This window comes from Curtobacterium sp. AG1037 (genome assembly GCF_003349855.1).
Taxonomy (GTDB): domain Bacteria; phylum Actinomycetota; class Actinomycetes; order Actinomycetales; family Microbacteriaceae; genus Curtobacterium; species Curtobacterium citreum.
On record NZ_QQAO01000011.1, the window covers coordinates 36,757 to 51,418 of the forward strand.

Below are 14,662 nucleotides of genomic sequence, written 5' to 3' on the forward strand. Positions count from 1 at the left end.
GTTCAGCCGGTCCGGATCAGCGGATCCGGGTCCCGGTCACCCCGCGCCGCCGAAGCGCTCGGCCCGCACGTCGGACACGTCGTGCCCGAGCTCCCCGAGCCACCGCAGCACCTGCTCGACGAACGGCGTCGACCCGCACACGTACACGAGCGCGCCGACCTCGGGCGGGAACACCGCACGCTCGAGCCCGTCGCGGGTCAGGCGGCCGACCGGCATCCCCGACCCCTCGGGCGCACGGCGGCTGTAGACGTGCGTGACCTCGAGGGGCGCGGGGGAGCGCAGCGCGGCGTCGAGCTCCTCGACGAAGAAGTCGTCCTCGGGCGTGCGCGTCGCGGCGAGGAGCCGGAAGGGCACCGGGTCGTCGGCGGCCGCGTGCGCGGTGACCATCGGGAGCAGGGGCACGATCCCCGATCCGCCGGCGATCAGTTGGACGGGCCGGTCGGAGCGCCCTGGACGCCAGACGAACCAGCCGCCGAGCGGACCGTGCACGTCGAGCCCGTCGCCGACCTCGATCGCGTCGACGAGGAACGGTGAGACCTCGCCGCCCTCGACGCGGTCGACGGCCAGGACCACCCGCGTGCCCTCGCCGGCGGAGGCGATCGAGTACGAGCGGGAGGCCTGGTAGCCGTCCTCGGCGGTCAGGCGCAGGTCGAGGTGCTGGCCGGGGTCGTTGCCGGGCCAGGTCGGCACGTCGAGGACGATGCGGCGCGCGTTCGGCGTCTCCTGCGCGACGGCGGCGACCGTCGCCGGGTGCCAGGCCGGCCGCCTGCGGGACGCGGCGGACGGGGCGGGGGTGGGGCGTGCCTCCAGGCCGTCGACCGGTGCGGACCCGCTCACCAGTACCGCTCTTCCTTCCAGGGGTCGCCGTGCATGTTGTAGCCGGCGTTCTCCCAGAAGCCGGGCTCGTCGTCGGACTGCATGACGATCCCGCGGACCCACTTCGCGCTCTTCCAGAAGTACAGGTGCGGGACGAGCAGCCGCGCGGGCCCGCCGTGCTCCGGCTCGAGCGGCTCGCCGTCCGCCTCGAACGCGATCCAGGACTGCCCGTCGAGCAGTTCGTCGAGCGGCACGTTCGTCGTGTAGCCGCCGAAGCTGTGCACCATGCAGTACTCGAGCGAGGTCTCGACGTCGGCGAAGAACCGGTCGAGGGGGACGCCGCGCCACGGCATGTCGAGCTTGGTCCAGTGCGTCACGCAGTGGATGTCGACGGTGACGTCCTCGACGCCGAGCGCCTGCGCCTCGTCCCACGTCCACGTGTGCAGCCCGGTCTCGGTCCGGATCGAGAAGCTCCAGTCGGCCGGCTCGATGTCCGGCGTCGCCCCGGCGGACAGCACGGGCCAGTCCCGCACGAGGGTCTGCCCCGGCGGGATCCGGGGGTCGTCGCGGTCGTCCCGGCGTCCGCCGAAGCCGCGGGTGAACGTCGCCATGGGTGCTCCTTCGAAGGGTGGTCGTGACCGATCATGCCGTGTCCGGACGCACGGTGTGTGTCCGGCAGGTGACAGCGCGGTCTGCGGCCCAGCTGGCAGGTCGCCGTGCGTCCGCCGGAGGGCCGCGGTCCGGCCGTACCCTCGGCACATGAGCGGGCACACGGGGCGGGCGGACGACGCGGACGCGGACGCCGCGGCGCCGGCCGACCGGGTCCTGCTCGCGGGTGCCGCCGACGACCTGCCCGAGATCCGACTGCTGCTCGATGCGCTGCCCGACACCGCGTACGGCCAGGTCGTCGTCGAGGTGGCCTTCGCCGAGCAGGTCCGCATCCTGCCGGCACCGCCCCGGCTGAGCGTCACCTGGCTCGTCCGGTGCGAGCGCCCGTCGCTCCTGCCGTCGCTCGTGTTCGCCGACCACGGTGAACTCCTCGCCGAGGCCGTCACCGCGTGGGCGTCCGAGTGGGGCGTCGCGGGCGCCGAGCCTCGCACCGCCGTCTGGATCGGCTGCGCCGACAGCCCGTGGGTCGAGCGTGCGCGCTCGATCGTCCAGCTCGGGCTCGCCGACGCGGGTCAGCAGGTCCAGGTCGAGTCCGGCAGCTGACGCCGGCCTGGAGGCACGTGGCGGCGCCGCCGGGTCGGTGCGGTCCGCCGTCCGGGAACGGCGCGTCGGACTCGGGTCGGCCAGCCGGGTGGGGCGGGCGTCAGTGGGTGGCGTCGGCGTGCTCGGGGAACAGCACGTCGGGAGCGTCGACGCGTCGGTCCGTGACCGTCGTCGGGCTCTCGAGGTGCACGGCCCCGGACGGCAGGATCCCGGCGCCGCCGAAGCGCTCCATGACCCGCCACTGGGCGACGACGTCCTCGCCGGCGTGCTCGGCCGGCAGCACGGGCCAGAAGCCGAACCCGCCGACGGCCTCGAGCGCCGCGCGGTCGTACAGGACGCAGGCCCCGACCCAGGCGACCCGGTAGGGCACCCAGCCGCCGGGCTCCACGTCGAGGTCCGCGGCGACGTGGGTCGGGTTCGCGGCGTTGTGCAGCGAGAGCCGGTCGAACGCCGGGGTGCCGCGACGGACGACCTCGGGGACGACGGGGCCGTCCCACGGCTCGTACACGGCGGTCTCGTGCGGCCGTCGGTCATCCAGGTAGGACAGCCCCTGCACGGCGCTCCCGACGAACCCGCAGCCCAGGGAGCGGAGCGCGTCGAGCATCCGGCGGACCGAGCCCGGTTCGAGCCAGACGTCGTCGTCGAGGTACAGCACCGCGGGTGCGGTGGCGTGGTCGAGCAGGTGCTGCCGGTGCTCGGCCAGGCCGCGCCGATCCGGGTGCGCGAGGAGCGTGACGGGGCGGCCCTGTGCCTCCAGGACGCGCAGCATGGCGGCGACCGCCGGCGCGGTGGCGGCGTCCTGCTCCGCGGACTGGTCGCTGAGGACGAGGCGGAACGCGACGTCGGTCTGGGCGGCGAGCCCGGCGAGGGTCGTGGCGAGCTCGGCGGGGCGTCCGACCGTCGGGACGAGGACGTCCACCTCCGCGTCGAGCGGGGCGTCGTGCGACGGCCGGGCCCACGCCCCCGACCAGCGGGCCGCGGTCACGGCGCCGGGTCGGGCTCGACGGGGGCGGTGGGCGCTGCGGTCGTCGGGGTGGTGTCGTTCCCCGCCGCTGCCTCGCGGATCCGACGGACGACCGCGGTCGTGGAGTGCTCGGGCACGTAGTCGACCATGACGACCTCGCCGCCGTAGGCGCGGACCACCCCGGTCTCCTCGAGCATCTCGGGGGAGTAGTCGCCGCCCTTGACGTAGACCTCGGGGCGGAGCCGTTCGATGAGCGGGATCGGGGTGTCCGTGGCGAACACCGTCACGAGGTCGACGCACGCCAGCGCCGCGAGCACGCCGGCGCGGTCCTCGGCCGGGTTGATCGGCCGCTCCGGGCCCTTCAGCCGACGGACGGAGTCGTCGTCGTTGAGCGCGACGACGAGCAGGTCGCCGAGCTCCCGCGCCTGGCGCAGGTACGTCGTGTGTCCGCGGTGCACGACGTCGAAGCAGCCGTTCGTGAAGACGACGCGGCGACCGGCGGCCCGGGCGGCCTCGACGGCGGTCGCGAGGTCGTCGTGGTCCACCACGGTGGCCGCGGGAGCCGTCACCGACTCGAGCAGCGCGGCGGCGGAGCAGACCGACGTGCCGGCCTCGCGGACGACGACGTCCGCGGCGGCCTGCGCGACCGTCACGGCGTCGCGCGCGGGGGCGCGCACCGCCAGCGCGACGGTCGCCGCCGCGCAGAAGGTGTCGCCGGCGCCGGACGCCTGCTGCTCGGACGCGGGGGTCGCACGCGTCCGGAAGCCCTGGTCGGAACCGGGCTCGAGCAGCACCGTGCCGTCCTTGTCGAGCGTGACGACGGCGGCGCGGGCGCCCGAACGGGCGAGCACCTCGGCGCGGGCGTCGACGACGGTCTGCACGCGGGCGGACCCGGTGCCGAGGTCGTGGCCGAGCAGGGCGGCGGTCTCGCCGGCGTTCGGCGTGACGAGGTCGGGGTGCAGGCCGGCCCAGCGGCGGAGGTCGTGCGCGTCGACGACGACGGCCGCGGGGCGGTCGGCGTCGAGCACGGGGACGACGTCCTCGGCCCGTACGCCGAGGTCGTAGTCGCACACCACGGCGGCGTCGGCGCACCGGACGGCCCGCCGGACGGCGTCGGCGAGACGCTGCCCGGTCGCGGCGTCGGGGGTCTCGGCGATCTCGTCGACGCGGACCACCACGCGGTCGCCGCCGACGACGCGCGACTTCGTGGTCGTGGTGCCGCCGGGGACCTCCACGAGGAAGGACGTGTCGACGCCGGCCGCGGTCAGCCGGTCACGCAGGACCCGGCCGGACTCGTCGTCGCCGACCAGCCCGACCATGCGGACGCGGGCGCCGAGGGCGCGGGCGTTCACGGCGGTGTTCGCGGCGCCGCCGGGGACGGCGACGGTGCCGGTGACGCGGACGACGGGCGCCGGGGCCTCGCGGGAGACCCGTTCGGCCTCGCCGACGGTCCAGCGGTCGAGGATGCAGTCGCCGATCACGACGACGAGGGGTTCGCGGTCGTCGACGGTGGCGACGAGGTCGCGGACGAGGCGGACGTCGGCGGTCACCGGGCACCACCGTCGGTGTCGGCGCCGGCGTCTGCCGTCGCGCCGGCGGTGGCTTCGGCGTCGACCGTCGCGTCGGCCCACGTCACGCGCGCCGGGGCCGGTTCGAGGTGCACCACCGTGGTGGTCGTCATCTCGTCGAGCAGGTGCGGTCCGTACCCGAACCCGGCACCGGAGGCGCCGCGCGGTTCGGCGCTGCCGCCGGGCGCACCGCCGAAGACTGCGTTGACCTTGACGGTCCCGACCGGCAGCTCCGCCGCGGCGCGCAGGGCGTGCCCGGTGTCCGCGGTGAGGACGGTGGCCGCGAGTCCGTAGCGGTCGGCCGCCGCCAGCCGGAGGCCCTCGTCGAAGTCCTCGACGACGCGGACCGGGGCGATCGGGCCGAAGGTCTCCTCGGTCATCGCGAGCATCTCGTCGGTGCAGTCGGTCAGGACCGTCGCCGGGTAGAACGTGCCCGCACCGTCCGGGGTGACCCCGCCGGTCCGCACGACGGCGCCGTGGGCGACCGCGTCGTCGACGTGCTCCTGCACGGTGGCGCGCAGCCGGTCGTCGACGAGCGGCCCGAACTCGGCGGCCGGTGCCGCCGTGCGGCGCTCGGCCTCGGCGACGAGCGCGGCGACGAACGGCTCGGCGACGGCGCGGTGCACGTAGACCCGCTCGACGCTCGTGCAGATCTGCCCGGTGTTGGCGAAGGCGCCGAGGGCGACCTGCGCGGCCGCCCAGACCGGGTCGACGTCGCCGTCGACCACCACGGCGTCGTTGCCGCCGTTCTCGCGGATGACGTGTGCGCGGGTCGTCGCGGCGGCGGCCGTCAGGCGGTCCCCGGTCGCGGTCGAGCCGACGTGGGCGTAGACGTCGATGCCGTCCTGCTCGAGGAGCAGCTCACCGGTGGCCGCGTCGCCGTCGACGCCGACGAGCACGCCGTCCGGCAGCGCCTCCGCCAGGAGCTCGTTGAGCCGCGCGATGGTCGCCGGGCACCGCTCGCTGCCCTTGTGCACGACCGTGTTGCCGGTGACGACCGCGGCGCCGAGGATCCCGCACGCCACGGCGACCGGGTCGTTCCAGGGCGTCAGCGCGAGGACGACGCCCCGGGGGTGCGGCACCGACCAGTCGGCGGCACCGAACTGCCCGCGGAGGGCCTCGCCGCGGTGGACGGGTCCGAGCTCCGCGTACTGCACGAGCGTGCCGATGCCCGCCTCGACCCCACCGAGCGCGTCGCCGGGGACCTTGCCGGTCTCCCGGGTGTTCAGGTCGGCGAGTTCCTGTGCGTGCTCGCGGAGGACCGCGGCCGCGCGGTGGAGTGCGGCACCCCGCTCGGCCGGCGCGGTCCGGCCCCAGCCGGGCGCGGCGGCACGGGCGCGGGCGACGGCGTCGCGGACCTCGTCCGGGGTCGACCGCCGGGTGGTGCTGGCGATCGAACCGGAGACGGGGTCGGTGACGACGATCGCGGTGTCCGCAGCGGAAGTCGCATCGGCGTCCGCAGCGGAGGGAGCAGCAGGAGCGGCGGCGGCGTCGGTCGAAGCGGGGGACGGAGCGGCGAGGGTCATGGTGTCCTTCGGGTGCGCGGGCGGGAGGCCCCACGCTGCCCGGCTGCTGCTGGGCGGCGGTCCGGGTTCGCTCCGGGCCATCCGCGAAGCGCAACGGCGCGCAGTGCTCAGCGCCGCCGAGCCGGTGCCCGACCGTGTTCCCGGGAGTCCTCCGGTAGACGGGTCGGGTGGAACTGATCGGCAACGGTGGAGAACGCTTCGACGACGTCCGGGAGATCGCGGTGCTCCGTGGCGGGGGACTGGGCGACCTGATGTTCGCGGTCCCCGCGCTCGAGGCCCTCGCCGCCGCGTACCCCGAGGCGCGCATCACGCTGCTCGGTGCACCGCTCGCACCGGCCGTGCTGCGCGGGAGGACGGACGCGGTGCACGCGTTCGAGGAGCTGCCCGTCGCCCCCGGCGTCCGTGACGGCGGTGAAGGTGCTCCGGACCTCGAGGCGTTCGTCGCACGCCTGCACGGTCGCTTCGACCTCGCGGTGCAGGTGCACGGCGGCGGCCGCAACTCGAACCCGTTCCTCCTCCGGCTCGGCGCCCGCCACACCGTCGGCACCGCCACCGAGGACGCCGAGGTCCTGGAGCGCTGGGTCCGCTACGTCTACTACCAGCACGAGGTGCTCCGCGGGCTCGAGGTCGCCTCGCTCGCCGGAGCGGCACCGGTCACCCTCGACCCGCGCGTCCGCGTGACGGACGACGAGCGGGCCGCCGTCCGTGCAGAGCTCGGCGTCGCCGGGCGGCTCGTCGCGGTGCACCCCGGCGCCACGGACCCCCGCCGTCGCTGGAGCCCGGAGCGCTTCGCCGCCGTCGTCACCGCCCGGCTCGACGCGGGCGACGACGTCGTGCTCGTCGGGGACGCATCCGACGTCCCGGCGGCCCAGGCCATCCGCGGCGCGGTCCCCACCGCGCTGCACGACCACCTGCACGACCGCACGGGCACGCTGCCCCTGTCGCAGCTGCCCGCCGTGCTCGCCGCCGCCGACGTCATGGTCGGCGACGACTCCGGCCCGAGGCACCTCGCGGTCGCCGTGGGCACCCCGACCGTGGGCGTGTTCTGGTTCGGCAACGTGGTGAACGCCGGCCCGACGGATCGCGGTCGCCACCGCGTGCACCTGTCCTTCGTCACGCGGTGCCCGGTCTGCGGCATCGACGTCACGCAGGTCGGCTGGACCGCGGAGCGCTGCGCGCACGACCCGTCCTACGTCGACGAGGTCACGCCCGACGCCGTCCTCGCGGACGTCGCCGACCTGCTGGCCACGACCGCCCACCCCGTGGCCGTCGGCCCCTGAGGCCCCGGATACCGGCCTGGAGGCACGCCCCACCCCCGCCCCGCGGGTCACCGAGCGCGCACGACACCCCGTCGGCGTGTCGGCCCGCGGGCCCTTCCCGTCGCTCGGCTGCGCCGAGCGCCCCAGAAGTGGCACTCTCGCGCACGCGAGAGGCGCGGTACCCACGGGTACCGCGCCTCGTCCGCGCTCGACGGGCTACGGCCAGCTGGGCTCGGTCGCGGGCATGATCGACAGCTCGCGGATCTCGCACCCGGCCGGCTGCGACAGCGCGAACAGGATCGAGTTCGCGACGTACTCCGGCTCGATCAGCTGCGCGTCCGGCCCCGGCTTGTACTGCTCCGTCCGACCCTCGAAGAACGCGGTGCGCATGCCCGCCGGGATGATGTTCGTCACGCCGATGCGCCCGGCGGACTCGGCGGCCAGCGCCTGCGAGAACCCGCGGACGCCGAACTTCGACGCCGAGTAGGCGGTGCCGTCGCCGACCCCGCGGAGCGCGAGCGACGACGAGATCGTGACGACCCGGCCGTGCGTGGCCTCGAGCGCCGGGAGCGCCGCGCGCACGACGGCTGCGGTGCCGAGCAGGTTCACGCCGACGATCCGCTCCCAGTCGCCGGACGAGATGCTCCCGATCGGCGCGGGCTTGTCGATCCCGGCGGCCGTGACGACCGCGTCGAGTCCGCCGTGGCGCTCGACGGCCTCGCGGACCGCACGCTCGGTGGCCTCGGTGTCGGTGACGTCGACCGCGACGGCGTCGACGCCCTCGGGCACCGCGTCGACCCGGAGGTCGAGCACGATCGGGGTGCCGCCGGCCTCGGTGACGGCGGCGACGACCGCCGCGCCGAGACCCGAGGCGCCGCCGGTGACGAGGACGCGACCGATGGGGGTGGTGGGGACGGGCATGTGCTTCCTTCCGGAGGGCGTGGTGCGGCCCGTCGGCGGCGCCGACGGGCGGTGTGGTGGTGCGGACCACCGGACGGGAGGCACGTGGCGGCGGTGCGCCGTGCCTCCAGGCCGGGGGGGTGGCCGGGACGGGCGCCGTCAGCCGACGCGCGCGATGGCGGCGGCGAGCCGGGTGGTCGAGCGGCCCGCGTGGAACGGGACCGTCACGACGCGGCCGCCCCACTCGGCCAGCGTGGCCGACTCCGGGAGCTCGCTCGCCGCGTAGTCGCCGCCCTTCGCCCAGACGTCCGGGCGGAAGCGCCGGAGCGCCTCGTCCGGAGTGTGTTCGTCGAAGACGACGACGGCGTCGACGCAGTCCAGGGCGAGGAGCAGCTCGACGCGGTCCTCCTGGCTCATGATCGGCCGCTCCGGGCCCTTGAGCGCCCGGACCGAGTCGTCGGAGTTCAGGCAGACGACCAGGCAGTCGCCGAGCGCCCGCGCGGCGGAGAGCGTCCGGGCGTGCCCGGCGTGCAGCAGGTCGAAGCACCCGCCGGTGGCGACGACGGTGCCGCCGGCGCTCCGGACCTCGTGCACGACCCGGAGGGCATCGCGGTCCACGCCGGGGACGGGCACCGGGGCGGGGCCGTCGTCCGCGAAGAGTGCCGTGACGCCACCGGCGGCCAGGTACTCCGAGGCGGCGAGCACGCCCGCGGCGACGGCGTCGGTGACGTCGGCGCCCTCGGCGAGGGCGACCGCGACGCCCGCGGCGAGCCGGTCGCCGGCGCCGCACGGGTCCCCAGCGGTGACCGACGGAGCCGGCACGAACCGGCTGTCGAGCGCCGCGTCGCGGTCCGGCGCGGTGCGACGGCGGCTCGCGACGAGGGCGCCGCGGTCGCCCATGGTGACGGCGACGGCGTCGACGCCCCAGGTCTCGACGAGGGCGGCCGCCGCGTCGGTGGCGAACGGCACGCCGTCGCCGGGGACGTCGGTGAAGCGCCGGGCCTCGGCGGTGTTCGGTGTGACGACCGCGGTGCCGGGCACGGGCGCGGAGCCCTTCGGGTGCGGGTCCCACACGACCGGGGTGGTGGCGGCGACCCGCTCGAGCGCGGCGCGGAGGTCGGGGGAGGCGGCGACCCCGCGGCCGTAGTCGGCGACCACGATCGCGTCGGCGCCCTCGAGCGCGGCGGTCATCGCGGCCGTGGTGTCGGGGACGGGCGGTGTCGCGCAGCCCTCGTCGATCCGGACCAGGGCATGGTCGACGACCCGGACGCGGGTCTTGACGGGCGTGGCGACCCCGGACGGGCCGGCGACGACGTCGACGTCGGGGAGCAGGGCGCGGACCTCGGCGGCGCGGTCGTCGTCGCCCAGGACGGTGACGAGCGTGACGTCGTGGCCCTCGCGGACGAGCATCGAGGCGACGAGACCGGCCCCGCCGGCGCGGCGGTCGTCGGTGCGGACGTCGACGACGGGGACGGGGGCATCGGGGCTCAGGCGTTCGCTGGTGCCGGAGACGTCGACGTCGAGCAGGGTGTCCCCGACGACCACGACGCGGCGGCGGGTGCCGCCGGTGCGGCCAGCGGCGCTGCCGGTCGTGGTGCCCGTGCTGCCGGTCGTGCTGCCGGTCACCGTCGGCCCCCGCGGCGGAGGGCGGGCTCCATCGCCCGGCACAGCGCGTGCACGAGGACGAGCTGCGCCTCCTGCACGTTCGCGGAGGGGCCGTCGATGCAGATCGCGTCGTCGACCGCGTCGGCGAGCGGGTTCGGTCCGGGACCGGTCATCGCGATCGACCGGGCGCCGACGGCCCACGCGGCCGCCGCGGCACGGAGCAGGTTCGGGCTCTTGCCGCTCGTGCTCAGGAGGACGAGGACGTCCCCGGCCCGGGCGTGCGCCGTGACCTGGCGGGCGAAGACCTCGTCGTAGCCGTAGTCGTTCCCGATGGCCGTGACGGCGGAGCTCTCGGCGTGCAGCGAGATCGCGGAGTACGCGGGCCGGTCGCCGTCGAAGCGGCCGGTGAGCTCCGACGTCAGGTGCTGCGCCTCGGCCGCGGACCCGCCGTTGCCCGCGGCGAGGAGCCGGCGGCCGGCGACCAGGCGCCCGGCGATGTCGTCCGCCCACGCGGCGATGTGGTCCTGGTGGTCGACGAGGGACGCGATCACCGGCACGGATGCGGCGATGTGGTCGACGACGGACCGGACGCTCGTGCGCTCGGTGCCCGGGTCGAGGGTCCCGGTCTGCTGGTCGATGGTCATCGTGCGGTCCTCTCCGTCGGGAGCGACGGGCGGAGGGTCCGGCCGGCGCGGGTGGGGCGGGAGCCCGTGGTCATGGGGGTGGGCACCGCGGCGGGGGCGGTGCCGGTCGCGGCGACGTCGGGAGCGGGCACGGTGGCACCGGACCCGGCGACGAGCCGCTCGTAGACGCGCTCGCTGTCCGCGGCGACCTTGTGCCAGGTGTAGCGGGCCTCCGCACGCTCCCGTCCGGCGCGACCGTAGGCCTCGCGCCGGGCGCTGTCGTCGAGCACGAGCCCGACGGCCTCGGCGACGGCCTCCTCGTCCCGCGGGGGGACGTGCAGGCCGGTGGCGTCCTCGACGACCGTGTCGATCAGGCCGCCGACGCTCGACGCCACGACCGGTCGGCCGCACGCCATCGCCTCGAGCGGCACGATGCCGAACGGCTCGTACCAGGGGGCGCACACGACGACGTCGGCGCTCCGGTAGACGGCGGGCATGTCGTGCTGCCCGAGCTGGCCGCGGAAGGTCACGTGGTCGCGGACACCGAGCGAGCGCGCGAGGGCGTCCAGGCGCTGGTACTCCGGGTCGTCGACCAGGTCGGACCCGGCCGTCCCGGCACCGCCGACGACGACGAGCTCGACGTCGCGGCCCTCGTCGAGCAGCCGGGCGAGGGCGGCGATCGTGGTGCCGACGCCCTTCCGCCGGACCAACCGGGACGCGGTCAGGACCCGGAACGGGCGACCCCGCTCCTCGGCGGGCCCGTCCGGGGTGAACAGCTCGGTGTCGACGCCGCACGGTACGACCGAGATGGCGTGCAGGGGGACGCCGAGGGCCTTCAGCTCGAACGCCTCGTCCGAGCAGGTCGCGACGACCTGGTCGACGCTGCGCCCGACCGCGGGCTCGACCCACTCGCGCTCCGCGGGGCTCGTGTCCGCCGAGCCCTGGTGGCGGCGCTTCACGACGCCGAGCGCGTGGAAGGTCTGCACGACGGGGATGCGGACGCCCCCGGTGCGGGCCTGGACCTGCCGGACGGCGTCGAGTGCGGCGTGCCCGGACATCCAGAAGTGCCCGTGCACCACGTCGGGGCGGTCCACGAACCACTCGGCCGCGAGCACCGCGGCGAAGGTGTCCATGAACGGGAACAGGTCGTCCTTGGGGACGTGCCGGGCGGGTCCGGCGTCGACGTGCACGACCTCGACGCCCGGACGCAGCGGCACCCGGACGGGCAGTGCGGCGTCGTCGCGGCGGGTGTACACCGTCACCTGGTGGCCGCGGTCGGCCAGCGCCCCGGAGAGCTCGGCGACGTGCACGTTCTGCCCGCCGGCGTCGACACCACCGAGCACCGCGAGCGGGCTCGCGTGCTCGGAGACCATGGCGATCTTCATCGGGTGCTCCCTTCCAGCGCGACGGCCGTCGCGCGTCCGCGTCGCGCACCCCGCGCGACGGCGTCGTCGAGGAGGTCGTCCCAGTCCGCGAGGTACCGGGGCAGCGCGTGCCGCGCGAGCGCGGCCTCCCGTGCCACGGCGCCCCGTCGGCGCGCCTCCTCGGGGTCCTCCAGGAGCGTCCTGGAGGCGCGGACCAGGTCCGCCACGTCGGTCCCGATCGCGCCGGCGTCGGCGGGCACGCTCCGCGGTGCGTCGGTCGTCGCGAGGACGAGCACCGGCATCGCCATGTGCATCGCCTCGATGAGCGACAGGCCGAGCGACGTCCACCGGTTCGGGTGCACGTAGGCGCGGCGCTCGGCGAGGGCCGCGTGCATCGGGTCGGCGGGGACGTCGCCGCGGGGGACGACGCGGTCGCCGAGGCCAGCCTCGGGCAGCCGCTCGGTGCCCATGCCCCAGACGTCGACCGGAGCGACCGCGGCGAAGCGGGGGAGCAGGTCGGTGCCGACGACCCGGCCGCGGCGCACCGGCTCGTTGATCACGACGCCGAAGCGCTCGAGCCTGCCGGTGTACAGCGGCCCGGGGTCGACCACGCCGTGCTCGACGACGGTCGTGCGGGTGGTCCCGCAGTCCCACATCAGGGCGTTCCAGTGCGTCACGTGCGCGATCAGCAGGTCGTCGCGGTCGCGGAGCGGGTGCAGGCTGTTCGGTACGTCGATGCGCGGTGCGTTGTGCTCCACGAAGACCGTCGGCACCTCGCGGCCGCCGAGCAGGCGCGCCGCCTCCTCGAGCTCCTCGGTGCGCTGCAGGACGACCACGTCGACCTCCGCGTCGGCGACGTCGGCGGGGTCGATCTCGATCGCGTTCGCCGGCCAGTCGCGGCCGCCGCGTCCGAGCCCCCAGGCGTCTCGCGCCGGGGTGGTCGGGATGAGGTACTCGTGAGGGCCGCGGACGAAGGCGTCCATCCAGCCGCCGTGCACGTGCCACACGAGGATCCGCATGCAGGGCCTTCCGTCTCGTCCTGAGCCCCTCCCGGACGCTCCGTCGCCGGGGTCGGCGAGGAGCAGGAGGAGCAGTGGCGCACGCTACGCAGCGCCCGCTGCCGGACCTCGCAGGCTTCTCGTGTTCATCCGCGGAGCGCGTCCGAGGAGCCGTTCGTGGGCCGCCAGGACGTCCTCGACGCGCACCGTGGACAGGCAGGGGTGTCCGGCGACGGGGCACTCGCGGGCCCGGCTCAGGCGGCACGGCGCCTGCTGGTCGCCGAGCAGTTCGACGTCCGGCGCGTAGGGCGCCCACTTCACCGCGGGCACCACGGGCGAGAACAGGCTGACGATCCGGGCGCCGACCGCGGCGGCGAGGTGGGCGGGCCCGGTGTTCCCGACGACGACCACTTCGGCGCCGGCGAGCACCGCGGCGAGCTCGGCGGGGCTGGTCCGACCGCCGAGGTCGAGCGCGGTGTCCCCGGCGACCGCGGCCGTGAGCGCCCGCTCACCCGGGCTGCCGGTGACGACCACGGGGACCCCGCGCTCGGCGTAGGCGGCGACGAGCGCGCGGTGGTGGTCCTCCGGCCAAGCGCGGGCGGGCACGCTCGCGCCGGGGTGCACGACCACGTACCGACCCAGGGCGACCACCTCGGGTGGTGCGACGGCGTCGTGGCGCACCACGAGCCTCCCGTCGTCGGTCGGGGTCAGCGCGAACCCGGCGGCCGCGGCGATGCGGAGGGCGCGCTCGGGTTCGGGCAGGTCCTCGGGGAGGTCCTCGCCCGGTCGCAGGCGCACGTCCAGCAGCGACCCGGGGTGGTCCACCGAGGCGCCGGTGACGCGCGCCACGCCGGCCAGGCGCAGGAGCAGCGCGACCGGCAGCGGTGACTGGTGGAAGGACGTCAGGACGACGGCCTCGTCCGGCTGTTCCTCGGTGACGAGCGCGCGGAACTCGCCGAGCAGGGCGTCGTCGATCGGGCGGGCGGTCTCGGTCACCCACGGCGCCGCCCAGACGCGCACGCGGTCGACCCCGGGCAGCAGGTCGGCGGCGGGGGCACCCTGCGGGCCGCAGAGCATCGTGACGTGGGCGGCGCCGGCGGCGACGGCGCGGACGGCCGGACCGGTGACCAGGACGTCGCCGAAGGAGTCGAGGCGGACCACGAGGACGCGGGGGCGGCGGGCGGGGTCGGCGCCGGTGCCGGTGTCGGTCCTGCCGGGCAGGCCCGTGCTGCCGCTCACGCCTGTTCCGCGGGGACGCGGGCGAGCACCAGGTCCACGGCGTCGTCGAGGGAGCCGACGACCGTGTCCGCGGCCGCCACCTCCTCCGCCCGGGTCCGCGCGGTCGGCACGAGGATCCCCTGCGCCCCCGCGGCGAGCGCGGCACCGACGTCGGCACCGATGTCCCCGACGACGACGAGCTCGGCGGGGTCCAGGCCGAGCGCCGCCGCGGCGTCGAGCACCATGCCGGGCCGAGGCTTGCGGCACCGGCACGCGTCCCCGGCGTCGTGCGGGCAGACGCACCACACGTCGAAGGGTCCGACGAGCTCGTCGACCCGGGCGTTCGTGGCGTCGACCTGCTCGCGGGTGGCCATGCCCTTGGCGACGACCGACTGGTTCGTGACGACGCCGACGCGGAGCCCGGCGGCCCGTGCCCGTTCGACGGCCCGGTGCGCCCCCGGCACGGGGACCACCCGGTGCGGGTCGGCGTTGTAGGGGACGTCGATCACGAGCGTGTCGTCACGGTCGAAGAGGACACCGCGGATGACGCGGTCCGTCGCGAGGGGCATGCTGCACTGCTACCGGTCCGACGCCGTGAAGCACCCCAGG

General features: G+C 76.1%; 14 protein-coding genes. 2 read left to right on the top strand and 12 right to left on the bottom strand.

Annotation, left to right across the window (positions count from 1 at the left end; translation table 11 throughout):
- Positions 1-36: 36 nt before the first annotated feature.
- On the bottom strand, positions 37-837 hold the full coding sequence (locus DEU32_RS14345; RefSeq protein WP_114851151.1) for an FAD-binding oxidoreductase: 801 nt from the start codon (positions 835-837) through the stop codon (positions 37-39).
- Positions 834-1,427 carry a molybdopterin-dependent oxidoreductase gene (locus DEU32_RS14350; protein WP_114851152.1) on the bottom strand — a complete coding sequence of 198 codons (594 nt, stop codon included), beginning with the start codon at positions 1,425-1,427 and terminating at the stop codon, positions 834-836. The genes DEU32_RS14345 and DEU32_RS14350 overlap by 4 nt, the downstream gene beginning before the upstream one ends.
- A 148-nt stretch (positions 1,428-1,575) precedes the next feature.
- Here DEU32_RS14350 and DEU32_RS14355 point away from each other — a divergent pair, with 148 nt between their 5' ends.
- Positions 1,576-2,028 (top strand): SIP domain-containing protein, encoded by a 453-nt coding sequence (locus tag DEU32_RS14355; protein ID WP_167510072.1) that lies wholly within the window; start codon positions 1,576-1,578, stop codon positions 2,026-2,028.
- Positions 2,029-2,128: 100 nt separating this feature from the next.
- Here the strand turns inward: DEU32_RS14355 and DEU32_RS14360 are convergent, their stop codons facing one another.
- The 3 genes from DEU32_RS14360 to DEU32_RS14370 are packed head-to-tail and all read right to left on the bottom strand — an operon-like array spanning position 2,129 to position 6,086.
- The gene (locus DEU32_RS14360; protein ID WP_114851154.1) at positions 2,129-3,013 is read right to left on the bottom strand and encodes a glycosyltransferase family 2 protein; all 885 of its coding nucleotides are present in this window, start codon (positions 3,011-3,013) and stop codon (positions 2,129-2,131) included.
- A complete protein-coding gene (rfaE2, locus tag DEU32_RS14365; RefSeq protein WP_258554882.1) occupies positions 3,010-4,542 on the bottom strand; it encodes a D-glycero-beta-D-manno-heptose 1-phosphate adenylyltransferase in 1,533 nt (510 codons plus the stop codon). The genes DEU32_RS14360 and rfaE2 overlap by 4 nt, the downstream gene beginning before the upstream one ends.
- Positions 4,539-6,086 carry an aldehyde dehydrogenase gene (locus tag DEU32_RS14370; protein ID WP_114851155.1) on the bottom strand — a complete coding sequence of 516 codons (1,548 nt, stop codon included), beginning with the start codon at positions 6,084-6,086 and terminating at the stop codon, positions 4,539-4,541. Before DEU32_RS14370 ends, rfaE2 begins: the two co-directional genes overlap by 4 nt.
- Positions 6,087-6,253: 167 nt before the next feature.
- Here DEU32_RS14370 and DEU32_RS14375 point away from each other — a divergent pair, with 167 nt between their 5' ends.
- On the top strand, positions 6,254-7,366 hold the full coding sequence (locus DEU32_RS14375) for a glycosyltransferase family 9 protein (RefSeq protein ID WP_114851156.1): 1,113 nt from the start codon (positions 6,254-6,256) through the stop codon (positions 7,364-7,366).
- A 195-nt stretch (positions 7,367-7,561) separates the two neighbouring features.
- Here DEU32_RS14375 and DEU32_RS14380 read toward each other — a convergent pair whose 3' ends face one another.
- The 7 genes from DEU32_RS14380 to DEU32_RS14410 all read right to left on the bottom strand — a co-directional run bounded on the left by DEU32_RS14380 (position 7,562) and on the right by DEU32_RS14410 (position 14,622).
- Positions 7,562-8,266 carry an SDR family oxidoreductase gene (locus tag DEU32_RS14380; RefSeq protein ID WP_058741779.1) on the bottom strand — a complete coding sequence of 235 codons (705 nt, stop codon included), beginning with the start codon at positions 8,264-8,266 and terminating at the stop codon, positions 7,562-7,564.
- Between the two features lie 138 nt (positions 8,267-8,404).
- Complete coding sequence (locus DEU32_RS14385; protein WP_258554889.1) at positions 8,405-9,790, bottom strand: PfkB family carbohydrate kinase; 1,386 nt, start codon at positions 9,788-9,790, stop codon at positions 8,405-8,407.
- 77 nt (positions 9,791-9,867) lie between these two features.
- Positions 9,868-10,494 (bottom strand): SIS domain-containing protein, encoded by a 627-nt coding sequence (locus DEU32_RS14390; RefSeq protein WP_114851158.1) that lies wholly within the window; start codon positions 10,492-10,494, stop codon positions 9,868-9,870.
- Positions 10,491-11,858, bottom strand: coding sequence for a glycosyltransferase (locus DEU32_RS14395; RefSeq protein WP_114851159.1), 1,368 nt, complete (start codon positions 11,856-11,858; stop codon positions 10,491-10,493). Before DEU32_RS14395 ends, DEU32_RS14390 begins: the two co-directional genes overlap by 4 nt.
- On the bottom strand, positions 11,855-12,856 hold the full coding sequence (locus tag DEU32_RS14400) for a glycosyltransferase (RefSeq protein WP_114851160.1): 1,002 nt from the start codon (positions 12,854-12,856) through the stop codon (positions 11,855-11,857). Before DEU32_RS14400 ends, DEU32_RS14395 begins: the two co-directional genes overlap by 4 nt.
- Before the next feature lie 84 nt (positions 12,857-12,940).
- On the bottom strand, positions 12,941-13,996 hold the full coding sequence (locus tag DEU32_RS14405; RefSeq protein ID WP_181819307.1) for a glycosyltransferase family 9 protein: 1,056 nt from the start codon (positions 13,994-13,996) through the stop codon (positions 12,941-12,943).
- A 74-nt stretch (positions 13,997-14,070) separates the two neighbouring features.
- Entirely contained in the window at positions 14,071-14,622 is a 552-nt protein-coding gene (locus DEU32_RS14410; protein ID WP_114851161.1) for an HAD-IIIA family hydrolase, read from the bottom strand.
- Positions 14,623-14,662: the final 40 nt, after the last annotated feature.

Bases quoted from the DNA above. Each gene is read 5' to 3' on its own strand.
- DEU32_RS14350 (WP_114851152.1), bottom strand. From the start codon at position 1,427: ATGGCGACGTTCACCCGCGGCTTCGGCGGACGCCGGGACGACCGCGAC.
- DEU32_RS14370 (WP_114851155.1), bottom strand. From the start codon at position 6,086: ATGACCCTCGCCGCTCCGTCCCCCGCTTCGACCGACGCCGCCGCCGCT.
- DEU32_RS14395 (WP_114851159.1), bottom strand. From the start codon at position 11,858: ATGAAGATCGCCATGGTCTCCGAGCACGCGAGCCCGCTCGCGGTGCTC.
- DEU32_RS14355 (WP_167510072.1), top strand. From the start codon at position 1,576: ATGAGCGGGCACACGGGGCGGGCGGACGACGCGGACGCGGACGCCGCG.
- DEU32_RS14410 (WP_114851161.1), bottom strand. From the start codon at position 14,622: ATGCCCCTCGCGACGGACCGCGTCATCCGCGGTGTCCTCTTCGACCGT.
- DEU32_RS14400 (WP_114851160.1), bottom strand. From the start codon at position 12,856: ATGCGGATCCTCGTGTGGCACGTGCACGGCGGCTGGATGGACGCCTTC.
- DEU32_RS14390 (WP_114851158.1), bottom strand. From the start codon at position 10,494: ATGACCATCGACCAGCAGACCGGGACCCTCGACCCGGGCACCGAGCGC.
- DEU32_RS14380 (WP_058741779.1), bottom strand. From the start codon at position 8,266: ATGCCCGTCCCCACCACCCCCATCGGTCGCGTCCTCGTCACCGGCGGC.